Annotated in this window: 9 protein-coding genes; 2 read left to right on the top strand and 7 right to left on the bottom strand. The window is 49.5% G+C overall.

Annotated elements, in window-relative coordinates:
* Positions 1-8 precede the first annotated feature (8 nt).
* The 6 genes from RBT11_02485 to RBT11_02460 form a co-directional block, all read right to left on the bottom strand.
* Entirely contained in the window at positions 9-2,243 is a 2,235-nt protein-coding gene (locus tag RBT11_02485) for an ATP-binding protein (GenBank protein MDX9785617.1), read from the bottom strand.
* Between the two features lie 46 nt (positions 2,244-2,289).
* Complete coding sequence (locus tag RBT11_02480; protein ID MDX9785616.1) at positions 2,290-2,808, bottom strand: DUF4390 domain-containing protein; 519 nt, start codon at positions 2,806-2,808, stop codon at positions 2,290-2,292.
* A 174-nt stretch (positions 2,809-2,982) separates the two neighbouring features.
* Positions 2,983-3,885: a UDP-3-O-acyl-N-acetylglucosamine deacetylase gene (gene lpxC / locus RBT11_02475; GenBank protein MDX9785615.1), complete on the bottom strand. Its 903-nt coding sequence runs from the start codon at positions 3,883-3,885 to the stop codon at positions 2,983-2,985.
* 311 nt (positions 3,886-4,196) lie between these two features.
* On the bottom strand, positions 4,197-4,649 hold the full coding sequence (locus tag RBT11_02470) for a hypothetical protein (protein MDX9785614.1): 453 nt from the start codon (positions 4,647-4,649) through the stop codon (positions 4,197-4,199).
* On the bottom strand, positions 4,646-5,962 hold the full coding sequence (locus RBT11_02465; GenBank protein ID MDX9785613.1) for a (Fe-S)-binding protein: 1,317 nt from the start codon (positions 5,960-5,962) through the stop codon (positions 4,646-4,648). Before RBT11_02465 ends, RBT11_02470 begins: the two co-directional genes overlap by 4 nt.
* A 240-nt stretch (positions 5,963-6,202) precedes the next feature.
* Positions 6,203-7,564 carry a sigma 54-interacting transcriptional regulator gene (locus RBT11_02460; GenBank protein ID MDX9785612.1) on the bottom strand — a complete coding sequence of 454 codons (1,362 nt, stop codon included), beginning with the start codon at positions 7,562-7,564 and terminating at the stop codon, positions 6,203-6,205.
* A 373-nt stretch (positions 7,565-7,937) separates the two neighbouring features.
* Here RBT11_02460 and RBT11_02455 point away from each other — a divergent pair, with 373 nt between their 5' ends.
* Together RBT11_02455 and RBT11_02450 are read left to right on the top strand one after the other, a co-directional pair.
* Positions 7,938-9,476, top strand: coding sequence for a YifB family Mg chelatase-like AAA ATPase (locus RBT11_02455; protein ID MDX9785611.1), 1,539 nt, complete (start codon positions 7,938-7,940; stop codon positions 9,474-9,476).
* Between the two features lie 67 nt (positions 9,477-9,543).
* A complete protein-coding gene (locus RBT11_02450) occupies positions 9,544-11,064 on the top strand; it encodes a sigma 54-interacting transcriptional regulator (GenBank protein ID MDX9785610.1) in 1,521 nt (506 codons plus the stop codon).
* Positions 11,065-11,074: 10 nt separating this feature from the next.
* Here the strand turns inward: RBT11_02450 and RBT11_02445 are convergent, their stop codons facing one another.
* Entirely contained in the window at positions 11,075-13,891 is a 2,817-nt protein-coding gene (locus tag RBT11_02445) for a PAS domain S-box protein (GenBank protein ID MDX9785609.1), read from the bottom strand.
* Positions 13,892-13,917 lie beyond the last annotated feature (26 nt).

Here is a 13,917-nt window from a genome sequence, read left to right as displayed (position 1 = left end):
ATTCCTTTTTAAACCGGCAATTCAACAACGAACTTGGCGCCTTTGGGTTGGTTGTCCTGAACATAGATCATTCCGGAATGATCTGCGATGATGGAATTGACGATGGTCAATCCCAAGCCCATCCCTGCGGTTTTTGTGGAGAAATAGGGTTCAAACAATCTGACTTTTTCTTCGTCGGGAATACCGGGGCCGTCGTCGGCCACTTCCATACGAACCCGTCTAAGGATCGGGTCGTGAGCCACGGAAATGGTTATAATCCCTCTGGATCTGATGGCGGAAACAGCATTGCCGATCAGGTTGATCATGGCCTGCTTGATCTGTTGCCGGTCCAGGTTTAACAAGGGAATGTTGTCTGGAAAAAGCGTTTCAAAAACTACCGATTCATGTCCTTCGCGATATAGGGCGATGGTTTCCTCGATAATCGGTGTCAGTTCGCAGGGCAGAAGGTGGGCTGCGGGAAATCTGGCAAAGGCTGAAAACTCATTGACAAGATTTTGAATCAACGCCACATGCTCAATAATCATTCGTGTGCATTCTTCAAAAACGGGGTCTTGCAGCTGCTCGGAATACCGGCGTTGCAACCGCTGGGCGGACAATGCGATGGGTGTCAGCGGATTTTTAACTTCATGGGCGATTCGCCGGGCCACTTCCCGCCAGGCGTTCATTCGCTGCGCTTTTTCCAGTGCCGTGAGATCGTCGAATACGACCACGATGCCAAGCGGGCGGCCGGTGTCGTGTGTTAAGGCATTGGCCTGAATCAAAAAGCTTTTTGGTCTTCCCTCTATGGTGATGCGTGCCGGCAGTTCGATGGCGCTTTCTCCGGATTTTGACACCCGGTCCATAACTTCTTGCGCAAAGCTGAGATGATCAGCGCTTAGCAGCTCCCGTATGTTTTTATTCAAAACCCGGTCTGCATCGATATGAAGCATTTTTTCAGCTGACCGGTTCATGGTCGTGATGATGCCCTCGGCATCCAGGGTCATGACGCCGGCGGATACAAATCGAAGAATGATTTCCATATATCGGCGTCTTTCCTCGATTTCCATATTTTGTGTTCGCAGGATTTGGGCGGACTGTTCCAGCTTTTCCCGGTTGTCCTTCAGGTCGCCGGTCATCTTATTGAACGAGTCCACCAAACTGCCGATCTCATCATCGCCAACCGCTTCAATGGTAAAATTCAGATCGCCATAGGCGACCTTACGCGTTCCTTCAGCCAGTTCCTTAATGGGGATGCTGATGGTTTTGGCCAGATAAAATCCGAACCATACGGCGCAGAACACGACAAGAAGACCGACGATGGAAAGTGACATATAATAAGTGATTTCAATGGGCCGTGTGAGAAGTTTCATTTGCTGATACCCTTCGAACCCTCGAGAAATGGCTGCCATTTTTTCCGATAGATCGGATGAAACGATGGTGGATAACACGGCAAACCCCTGCGCGTTTTCTTTAGGGCTTCCGAAAGGAATCGTGCAGATGGTTCGAACCATCTCTCCGCTGGGGATGGTTTCGAATACGGTGTGAATATGTTTTTCCGAGAATGGTTTTTGAAAATAATCCGTTGCAACAATCCGCAAGGGCATTTGATTTAAATTCTCGCAAACGGCGTAGGCGACACGGGAAAAATTGGTTGTATATATCTCGACGGCTTGCTGATGGAGATTCCCGCTGATTTTTGCAAGATATCGAATAAGCGGCGCATGGTTGTTTCCGGCAAAAAGCTGTTTTTCAGCCATATGGGAAGATATCTTTTTTAAATAAAACAAATTGTGGTCTTCAGCGCGCGTGTATATGTTCTGGCCGACGGCGAGCGAATTCTCCAGAGCTTGCTCTACCGGGACACTGAACCAGAACTCGATGCTGGTGTTGATGAAATTAATGGAGAAAAAAAACAGAACCGTAGCGGGCAACAGGCTTAAGGTGATAAAGGCCAGGACAAGCCGCGTACGAAGTTTGGCGCCCATGACATTTCGTTTTCTGTCATAAAGCAGTTTCACGATGTTCCGGAACACCAAAAACAGCAACAACAGCAGCAGCAGTAAATTGATATTGATCAAAATGAACATCAGGATGGTGTTTGAAACGGGAATGTCCGCGCCAAAATGCACGATTTGATTCTCAGCATAGGTCAGAACCCCTACCACGAGAACGATGACACCGATCAACACGATTTCCCGTTTTCGCCGTTTGCGGTCTAAATCGGTGATAAATGTGGGGCTGTGGGCGTTGGTTGTCTTGGTCATGTCACATGAATAATCTCATACCCCGGTGTTTCAAGGCCGAGCGGACCTAATAAGTAAAATCAATCGCATACCAGTCGGTTTCAAAATCCCAAAGAGAGACGAAAAATAAAACATAATGCAGGTAAAAAGGAAGGGTTAACTTACTCAGCTTGGCTTTGGCGCGAATTTGATACTGCCGTCCTTTTTCAAGAGCGCTCAACGGGATAATTTTAAGACTGGCTATTTCAGTCATCCACGGTTGTGCTTCTTCAAAGGAAGCGGTTACACGCGCCACATCTTTCTCCCAGGAGCGTTTTACTATAAATTCCTTTTTAAGGCTGTCATACTTGATGGTGTGGGAGGCCTTGATGTCCGCAATGGTTTTGTCCGGCCAGAGGGTTCGGGTGATATTCAGGGTAATAAAAAAGGAAAAGGTGACCGGGACGCCGCTCAGAATCGCGTGTTTGATTTTTTCACGAAAGGCACCCTCCGTATTGAGATAGAGGAGTAAATCATCCCGCGTATTGGAGACCACAATGTCCTTTAATACTGCTTTTTCAGCGGCAACAGAAGTTGATTGAAGCATAAATAAGCATAAGCAGGCAATCAGCGCTGTAATTGATTTGGGCATTGTCATGGTATGAAAAGAATGACTCGTTTTAACGTAAAAAAGTGCAGAACCAAATTCGAACAAGGCGTCGCAAGTAACCGTCCATGCAACCCCGTATGGGCTAAATGTTTGTGCATACCGGTTTCTTTATTAAATGGCAAGCGCTTTTGCTTTGAGCTGAATTTCATCCTGCAGGGAGCGGGTTTCCCAGGACTGCTTGCGGGAAAAAATTTCTTTCAGAAAGGCATTATTCAAGGCATGGCCTGATTTATTGGCTACCACATGGCCTAATATAGGCATTCCCAGAAGATATAAATCGCCAATACAGTCAAGGATTTTATGTCGGACGAATTCATCCGGATAGCGAAGGCCATTCTCGTTGAGGATGCCGGTTTGGTCCAACACGATGACGTTGTCCAGGGATCCGCCCTTGGCAAAGCCGTAGCGTTTTAAGTATTCGTACTCATGAATAAATCCAAATGTTCTGGCCGCAGAGACGTCATCCGGAAAACTATCCGTGCTCAAATCCATCGAAAGCTGCTGGTGTTTAATCAAGGGATGATCATATTCAATGGCGCAGGTAACTTGAAACGAGTGGTGAGGATAAATGGTGAGCGATTTTTCGCCATCCTGCAAGGCGATCGGTTCTTTGACGGAGAAATAATAGCGAGGGCTATCTTGTTCTTGAATGCCGACGGGCCGAATGGCATCGACGAATGGCGATGCGCTGCCGTCCATAATCGGCATTTCATGAGAATCCAGTTCCACAACCGCGTTATCTATGCCAAGGCCCGAAAAAGCAGCCATGAGATGTTCGATCGTTGAAACGATAAACCCATCGTATCCGATCACCGTTGCCAGGCTGGTGTCTACCACCATGTTAAAATGCGCCGCCACACTGGGTGTATCCGCCAAGTCGGTTCGGATAAACCGAATGCCGTGGTTGACGGGAGCCGGCCGAATCGTCAGGTTAACGGTTTTTCCCGAATGCATGCCGACACCGGCGCATCGAACCGGCTTTGCCACCGTGTGCTGATAATAATATAAACACATACAACCCTAAAGTGGTCAATAATTAACGTTGTCAGAAAAAACCTGTATCTGCCCACGCGTAAAAAGGTGTTTGAACGTAACCCGAAACAATAAAAAAATATATATCTTTAGCTTAGATGAAACAATAACGTGTGTCCTCTATACAACTATCCGTTATCAATTGCAAGCCATGTTCAGCATGGTTCAGCGCCTATCGCCGCATTGGCATGAAAAACGACAATCTGTTGACTTTAATACGGATTGAATAGAGGCAAGCGCTGCTTGATGGGCCGAAATGGGTGTGGGGTATAGCATAGAGAGCACCATAGCGCTTATTTGACCCTTTTCAGCCGGTGCTTTTGAGCTCGCTCCATATCAAGGGCTTTAATCTGGTCGGCAAGGTCTCGGCATTCAAGGCGGAAACAGCGGACATCCCCCGCTTTTCCGGGATGAATATGTTCCGCGAAATAGTGGAAAATCGTATGGTTTTCGCAGGCGCACAGTTTGAGCAGCAAGGCGCCCAGTTCGGTTGCGGTCCGGTAATAATCGGCCACATCCAACGGGCCGTTGTTGATCTCATGCACCCGTTTTTTAAGTTCCCGGTATGTCGTGACCTGTTGAAGGATTGCTTTTTGCGATTTCAACAGCGCCGCCGTTCTTTTTTGTTTTAACTCGTCGAGAGTGGAACAATGCATGCGTTGATCCTTAACAACGGCTTGTGGAACAAGCGCCTGAAACCGGCTCCATTCACGAGCCGGTTTCACAACGCCGCCCTTTGGCATCACATGGCTGATTCCGGGTGAAAAACAGCCACTTCTTTTAAATCGTCTCTCAAATATTCCCGTTCATTCGGGCCTAAAATTCCCAGCGAAAGACAGATCAGCGTCCACAGGTGAATCACGCCGTAGCCGGCGCCGTAATGCTCACTTAACTCATGAATCTGAGCGTGGCAGTTATGGCAACCCGCGATACAATAATCCGCCCCTGTTGCTTGAATCTGTTCATCCTTGATACGACCGAAGTCTAGCCGTGCCTCCTTGTAGCCGGATTGCAAAAAGCCGCCGCCGCCGCCGCAGCAGAAGTTGTTGGAGCGGTTGGGGGTCATATCGATGAAGTTTTCCTCGCCCACCAGCGATGTGACCACGAAGCGCAAATCTTCGGCAATGGGATCGCCGTAACTTTTGCGGACAATCTGGCAGGGGTCCTGAACGGTGAATTTGATTTTCAAGTCTTTATTCCAGTCGGAATTGACCTTGAGCCTGCCTTCGCGAATCCATTTGGCATAATATTCGTAAATGTTTTTAACTTCGAATTGGTGGGGAATATTGAATTTTTTCAGTCCTGCCAGGACTGAGAAGGTTACGTGCCCTCACTCGGTATTGAGAAAGATTCGGCACCCCAGATCATCAGCCTGTTTGGCGGCCGTGCGGGTGATATGGTTCCAGGCATCGCTATCGGCGAGAAACATGCAATAATTTTCGCCGCCCCATCCTTTTGATCCATAGGTCCAATCGGCACCAACTATATGCAATATTTTCCACAGGGGAACCATCTCGTCCGGTTCCGTCACCGGTTCGCGTGAGTTCTGGTTGAGGAAAAACTCGGCGCCCTGCTTATCAATGGGTGCCTGCATATCGGCAAACTCGGGCTGGGCTTCCCGGTATTCGGTCAAAACATCCTCAACCACAAAGGTGAAATCTTCCGGTGAGGTTCCCATAGCGCTGCAACTGTCATTGCGTAACGCCATATCGCAGGACCCCAGAATGCCCTTGGGCCGTTCTTCCCGGGGCCAGAGGGCCCGGGCGTTATAAATCAGTTGCGGAATATCGATTTTCATCGGGCAGGCATAGATGCAGCGTTGGCACATCGTACACATCCACACCCAGTCCGATTTTTTAATCTCCTCGTCCAACCCCAGAGCCGCCATGCGCAAGAATTTGCGCGGATCCATGTTTTCCAGCCCTGTTGCGGGACAGCCTGAGGAGCAGGCGCCGCAGGTCAGGCATAAGCTCAGGTTGCCTTCGTTTGGCAACAAGGCTTTGACCTGGTCCATGAAAATGCTTTTTTTTGTGCCGAGCTTGATGGGTTGTTCCGCCATATGGTGTGGTCCTCCTCCTGAAACAAATTGAATTCCGGGGTTAAAATTTATGAAAGACAAAATTAAAAAATACCCGTTACTCATGAAGCATGCACCATGCCAACCGGCCCACTGCGCTTTTGGCGAAAGACCGGAAAGAGGCCTGTTGGCCGCAGGGCTGCGGGTATGATGATTCTTCGGAGATGTGGATCGCTACGGAATAGCCCTTTCCCCCTTCTTTCGTAACAGTGCAATATGCAACTATCTTCTTTTTCCCCGGCCATCTGTTTCAGGCACTTCCAGATCAAATAATTTGATTTTACGGTATAAAGTAGCAATATTGATGCCAAGGTCCCTGGCGGTTTTTTGCCGATTGCCTTTATGGTAATGTAACGTTTCAACGATCAGGTGCTTTTGCATGGCTTGAATATTCCGTGCGCTGAAAGAATCGCCGACGGGGGGCCGCACCGACTGAAATTCGGGCGGCAGGTGGTGTCGCTCAATGATGCCGCTCCGGCACAGCACGAATGCCTGCTCAATCACATTTTCCAATTCACGGACATTGCCGGGCCAGTCATGCGCCATCAAGCGAGCAAGCACATCGACCGAGACCCCGGCGATGTTTTTGCCTTGCAGCCGATTGAACTTGCCGACCAGGTGGTCGATCAAAAGGGGTATGTCCTCTCGCCGTTGCTTTAAGCTCGGCAGCAGCAGATGAATGACGCGAATGCGGTAATAGAGATCTTCTCGAAATTTGCAGCTTTTCACCAGCTCGGCGAGATCTTTATTGGTGGCGGCCAGGACGCGAATATCGACCGGCTTGGGCTGAACGGCACCCAGCGGCTCGACGATGTGATCCTGAAGTACGCGCAGAAGCCGTACTTGCATGGCCAGTGAAATATCGCCGATTTCGTCCAAAAAAATAGTACCGTTATCGGCTAGCTCAAAACGCCCGGCCTTGTCCCGTTTGGCATCGGTAAATGCCCCTGCCTTGTGTCCGAACAGTTCACTTTCGAGCAGCGCATCCGGTAGGGCCGCGCAATTGACCGCGACAAACCTTTTTTTACGGCGCGATGACAGATTATGAATGGCCCGCGCGAACAATTCCTTACCGGTGCCGCTCGCGCCCTCGATCAGGACCGTACTGTCGCTTTCGGCGATCTGCGGTAGAACCTTGAACAGGCGCATCATGTCGGCACTGCGACCAACGATATCCTCGAAGGTATACCGGTTCTCCAACGCCTTCTGCAGTTGTTCAACCTGGCTAAGATCCTGAAAGGACTCGACACCTCCGATTACCTGACCGGTTTCATCTTTCAGGATGGCCGTGGAAATGCGGATAGGCACCCGGCGACCCTGATTGTTGATAATGTGGGCGGTGGCATTGACGACGGGTTGCCCTGTGTTGAAAGACCGCCTAAGCGGGCACGCGCTTTCGCAAAGACTGGCATGAAACACATCACAACAGGATTTTCCCAGCGCTTCCTTTCCGGCGATGCCCGTGATACGCTCCGCTGCGCGGTTAAACGCCGTAATGCGCCAATCTAGCCCCACGGTAAAGACCCCCTCATTAACGGAGTCCAGAATCACATCTTGTTGTTGTTTGATTTTATTTTTTCTCATGGTGAGCCCTTGTTTTATATTCGTGCTATATGCATAGTTCTATGGTCGATTATGTGGCATATTGCACGAATAAGGTCAACGCCGGTTTTTTCAGCATGAACGGGTAACGAGATTCATGACGGTAAAATACTTTAGTTTTCTGAATTCCAACAGTAAAGTAGGGCTTGACACCATCTCTGTGCTCATCTATCAAAATCGACAGCTCTGCCATCAAGTGATCCGTCCGAAAAGAAATATTTATATCGATTATAGTTGCCGGTTTCAAAACGTTCAGTTTTGGCACATCTCGGCGTTTGGCTTAATGTTCAATCCTCACCCCGAGGGTCTAACCTAATAACCGATAGCGAATAGTTGTGGATGAAGTGGAGGCGCTGTGATTGCGAAAGTGTTAAGCAGTGCGGTGATAGGTATCGATGCGCATGTGGTGGAAGTAGAGGTGGATATTACAAAAGGATTGCCTGCATTTAGCACGGTGGGGCTGCCCGAGGCCGCTGTCAAGGAAAGCAAGGAACGGGTCAAATCAGCCATCCACAATTCCGGATACACCTTTCCCGATGACCGGATTACGGTTAATTTGGCGCCGGCGAACATTAAGAAGGAAGGCACCGGTTTTGATCTTCCCATTGCCTTGGGCATTTTATCCGCCATGGGGTTGGTTTCCCAGGATATTATGCACCGGTTTTTAATTATGGGAGAACTCTCCCTTGATGGTCGGATAAAACCGGTTAAAGGCTCCCTTTCGATGGCCATTGCCGCCAAGGAGGCGAACTATGGCGGTGTTCTCGTTCCGGCGGGCAATGCTAAAGAAGCCGCCGTGGTAGAAGGTCTCCTTGTTTATGCCGTCAAAACGCTTTCGGAAGTTGTGGAGTTTTTCAGAGGGGTATTGCAGGTAGCTCCGGAGCGGGTTGATTCGGATTCGTTGCGTTTTGCCCATGGTATGGAAACCCCTGATTATGCGGACGTTTATGGTCAGGAGAATGCCAAAAGAGCGATAGAAGTTGCCGCTGCGGGGGGCCATAATTTGCTGATGATCGGACCTCCCGGATCCGGCAAGACCATGCTGGCCAAGCGGTTTTCTTCTATTTTACCCCCGCTTTCGTTTGAGGAGGCCATAGAGGTCACCAAAATTTATTCGGTGACGGGCAGGCTTCCCATCGGTCAAGCCCTGATGACCGAACGCCCGTTTCGTGCTCCCCATCATACCGTCAGCGATGCCGGTTTGATCGGCGGCGGGCATTTGCCCAAGCCCGGAGAGGTGAGCCTGGCGCATCACGGCGTGTTGTTTCTGGATGAGCTGCCGGAATTTAAAAAACATGTGCTTGAGGTGCTTCGTCAGCCGTTGGAGGATCGTCTTGTGACCATTTCCAGGGCCGCCACAGCCATAACCTATCCGGCGGGATTTATGCTGCTGGCTGCGATGAATCCGTGTCCCTGCGGCTACTTTGGAGACAAAATTCATGAATGCCATTGCTCTTACCATCAGATTCGCCAGTATCGGGCGAAAATATCAGGCCCGTTGTTTGATCGTATCGATATTCATCTGGATGTACCGGCGGTTTCCTACAAAGACCTGTCGCAAACCATTCAAAGTGAGCCCTCCGAGGCGATTCGGGCACGGGTGGCAGCCGCCCGGAAACTTCAGGCGCAACGGTTTTCCAAAGCCCGGAGAATTTATTGCAACGCGCAGATGAGCGGGCGGCATGTGAAGGCTTTTTGCCGGATTGACGGAGAAAGTTGTGATCTTTTAGAGTCGGCAATTGACAAGCTGGGGCTTTCCGCACGAGCGTATCACCGCGTGCTTAAAATCGCTCGAACCATTGCGGATTTGGACGGCGTTGAATCGATTGGCGTTGCCCATGTTTCCGAAGCGATTCAATATCGCAGCCTGGATCGGAAAATGGCGGACGGATGAGAGCTATACGCCGCTTTTTTGTAGCGATTGTTGACAGATTCGTGAATCCAAAATAAAGTCTGCCACTATGAGTAAACCGGATGTAATTGAAGCCCTTTATACCATTAGTCAGGGTTTAAACCAGGGCCTTGATCTCAGAGAGTCTTTACACCGTGCATTGATCCAATTATCGGATTTTTTAACCGCGGCGCATGGGGTTATTTGCCTATTAAACCCGCTTCGAAACGAAGTGCATATCGAAGTGTCTCACGGCATTTGGGAAAACGTCACCGGCGAGCGACCCTATAAACGCGGGGACCAGATTTCCAGCCGGGTGATCGAAACCGGACAACCCACAGTTATTCCGAGAATCAGCCAAGATCCGCAATTTGAAACACACGCCGGGTTTCACTTCCTTGAGACGGAAACGGAGCTGTCCCTGATTTGTGTTCCGCTGATAAAAGGGCGGCGTGTTATCGGCGCTATGAGCCTTTTTGTGCCCTATGATACACCCAATGCCCTGGAAAAGAACAAAAAAATAATATCCATCGCAGCGGCTGTCATGACGCGGCAGGCCACACAGCTGGAGGCCATACGGTTTGAAACGGAAAAGCGGTTGGAGCAAGACCAAAAGCGATTGCAGGGGGAAAAGCCGGCGATTAATACGGCCATCATCGGCAGCAGCAACAAAATGCGTGAGGTTTTTGAGATGATTGCCCAAGTGTCCGACAGTAATGCGACGGTGCTGATTCGCGGCGAGAGTGGCACCGGAAAAGAGCTGGTGGCCAATGCCGTTCATAACAACAGCCCGCGCGCCAAATACCCTTTCATCAAGTTAAATTGCGCGGCCATTCCAACCAACCTGATTGAAAGTGAGTTGTTTGGTCATGAGAAAGGCGCTTTTACGGGGGCGATCAAGCAGAAACCGGGAAAATTCGAGCTGGCGCATCGAGGGTCCATCTTTCTGGATGAAATCGGCGCGATCGATTTATCCGTGCAGGTGAAACTGCTGCGGGTATTACAGGAAAAGGAGTTTGAGCGCGTGGGTGGGCAGCAGCCGCGAAAAATCGATGTTCGGATAATTGCGGCAACCAATAAAAACCTGGAAGAAGCTGTTGAAGAAGGCGGTTTTCGGGGGGACTTATACTATCGGCTCAATGTGTTTCCCATTTATCTGCCACCACTTCGAGAGCGAAAGACGGATATTTTATTATTGGCAGAATACTTTCTGGAAAAATATGCACACGAAAACAGCAAAGAAATTCGACGACTGTCAACACCGGCCATCGATATGCTCATGGCTTACCACTGGCCCGGAAATGTCCGGGAACTGGAAAATTGCATCGAGCGAGCCGTGTTGGTGTGCAACCAGGGGGTAATTCACAGCTATCACCTGCCGCCAACCCTGCAAACCGGTTCCCAGAGCGATACGTTGCCGATGCTTTCACTGGCCAGTGCTGCCAATAATCTGGAAAAGGAGATGATCATCGATGCGCTGAAAAATTGCCGCGGCAATATTACCGATGCGGCGCGCATGCTGCGAACGACGGTCAGAAAATTGGGTTATAAGTTAAAAAAGCTGGGCATCAATTACCGTCAGTATCGGTAGGGGAATCCGTTTAAATGAGCCGGTAAGCAGTGTCCGGCGTGTCGGGAGCCTCCTTCCATGATACCACTACACCGTCCGGGCCGACTCGCCAACGAACGCGAATCAGCGTGCCCTCACTCATTTTGGATTGAATGGAAAAAAGGCCGAACGATTGTTCCGAGCGCTCACGCATGCCGATTAACCCCAGACCCTTGCTTGAATTAACCCTGGAAAGCACATCCCGAAAATCAAATCCATGGCCGTTATCCCGTATTGCCAGTTCCAGGTCACCATTTTGGCGAATCAGGTTCAGATCAATCCGGGTGGCATGGCTATGTTTTGCCGCATTGCTCATGGATTCCTGTAATATTCTGAAAATAACGATTTTTAGTTCCTGCGGCACATCTTGTTCTTCCAGATCGATGTTGCGGTGAATGTTAATTTGACTGTAAATATTCTGAAATTCCCGGCAATGCCAGCTGATGGTAGCCAAAATCCCCAAGTCGTCCAATATGCTCGGCCGCAGATCCGTCATAATCCGCCGAACCTCGGAGATGTTTTGTTGCACAATCTCGATAAGGTCTTCGATTTTCACCCCTTGCGTCGGCGTGGGGCTGTTCATTTGTTTGAGTTTTTGTCCCAATGTAAATTTGATGGTCACTAAATTTTGTGCAATGGTGTCATGCAGTTCAATGGCGATGCGTTTGCGCTCGTTTTCCTGAGCGTTGAGAAGCCGGGCGGATAACAGCTTGAGTTCCTTTTCCGAATTTTTTAGTTCCGCCTCCATTTTTTTTCGAAGGGTAATATCCGCCAGATTCCCCAAAAGCGCGGGCTTGTCCCGATAGATAATTCTTGCGCTGTTTCGGGTTACCCAGATCACATCCCCACTTTTTGTCAAACCGCGGGCCTCATAGTCGGCGGGCACGGCATCCTTTTCCAACTGCTTTCTGCTATAGGCATCCACCATTGCCCGATCATAGGGGTATACCAGCCGCCAAGAGTCCATGCCGATGACTTCTTCATGGGTATATCCGTGAATTTTACAAAACCGGTCATTGGCAAAAATAATTTTTCCGTCCAGCTTGATATAGATTCCGGTCAGGGAATTTTCCACGAGCAAACTGTATTTTTGTTCCGAGGCGCGCAAGGCCTCTCCAATGGCAATGCGCTCCTGTATTTGCTGCTCAAGCGCCAGGGTTTTTTGCTTGAGTGCCTCTGTTCGTTCAAAGACGCGTTGTTCCAACTGTTCATGCGTACTTTGAAGCGCTCTTTGGGCTTTTAATTTGTCGGTGATGTCGATGGATACTGCAAGGGAGCGCTTCATCTTTCCGTAAGCGTCTTTTTCCGCGTAGATTGAGAGTTCAATGTCCATAAGCGAACCGTCCTTTTTAAGAAGTTGAAAAAGGACGTCTTTGCAACTGCCATTGCGCAGCAGCTTTGGCAGCGAGACCGCTTCCCATTCCGTGCGGGATTCGGGGGTCAGAAAATCAACAAAGTCCCGGCCGATGATCTCCTCTTTTTCATAGCCGAGCATTTTCAGCCAGTGATAGCTGACATTGAGAAGTTTTCCCGTCTTGTCCACGGAGTGAAGCATAACCGGCGTATGTTCGTAGAGCGTGCGGTACCGCTCCTTGGTGTCTTCAAGCGACGTTCTGGCCGCCACACGATCGGTGATGTCAATACCGCTTGCCAGAACATGCGGTGCGCCGTCGGTATCATGAAAGTACCCGTAATGCAGGATGAAGGTTTTGCCGTCCGGCGATTTCCATTCAAAAGCGACCGGCGTTTTGGTTTCAAGGACCCGTGTTGCCGGGCAATTATCGCAGGACGAATGGCAATTCAGGAAGATTTCGTTGCAGTGACGGTTATTGACTTCACCGAACATATCGGTAAATCTTTTATTGGCATAGGTGATGGCATGCGCTTGGGTTTGAACAAAAATAAGGCCCGGTAAAATATCTAAAATGGAAAAAAGCTTGTCCCGCTCTCTGGCAAGTGAGGCCTGGCTGTCCTTTAGATTTCTGAACAACAGCTCGATGGGGTTTGAAAAACCGGTAGTGATAATCGCCTTGTATATCAGGAAAAACCCCACACATTTAAGAATCTGCGCGGGTGGTCGGGTGTAATGATAGTAAAGAATATTCCAGGAATAACCGAATTCCGCCAGAGCCGCCAGCACCAGGGCGGCGGCCAGAAGGCGGCTCATTTTCGGCTCCATGAAGCCTTGATGCCGAGATAAAATAAACAGGGTTGCTAAAAAAATGAAGGCGATAATGAGATGACTGATATGCTTGAAGGGCGTAAAGCCGGCGACCGCTGTAAAACAATTCGGGAAAAGTTGCCAATCGAAGATGGCCAATAAGCAAAAACCGGTGATTCCGGCATAAAGGGTAAAACAGGCGGTCACGGTGGCCTTTCTGCGAAAAAAAAGAAAGGAGGCTGCAAAGGAAAGGCTTTCAAGATAACGCGCCAGAATCCAAAGCTGGGCCGCATGATTAATCATGCGCTCTTCCACTGCAGACATGGATTTGAACGGCAACAGACTGGCCGTGTCGATGGCTATTTTCAGCGAGGGGTTGGCCTTTAGGCAGACCAATTGGCTCAGATCGAGAACGCCGATAAAGAAAAACGCCGTGCCGAAAAAACAGAGAAAACTATTTTCCGCTATTTTCCGGGCATTCCAGGCAAGCGCAAAAACACAAAAGGATATAATCGCCTGAAACAGAGCGGCATATAAGTGGAACTGCATCAAGCCGTATAAATGAATGCTGTAACCGGTCAGCAGAACCGCAACCACCAGAAAGGATAGGAGAAAAATCCGCTCAGTTGATATGGCCGCTTTTTTCATTCGGTTCCTTATGGTCGCCTGTTTTC

It is taken from the genome of Desulfobacterales bacterium (genome assembly GCA_034003325.1).
GTDB lineage: Bacteria > Desulfobacterota > Desulfobacteria > Desulfobacterales > JAFDDL01 > JAVEYW01.
Note: the sequence above shows the minus strand (reverse complement) of the source record. Positions and strands in the feature narration are given on the sequence as shown.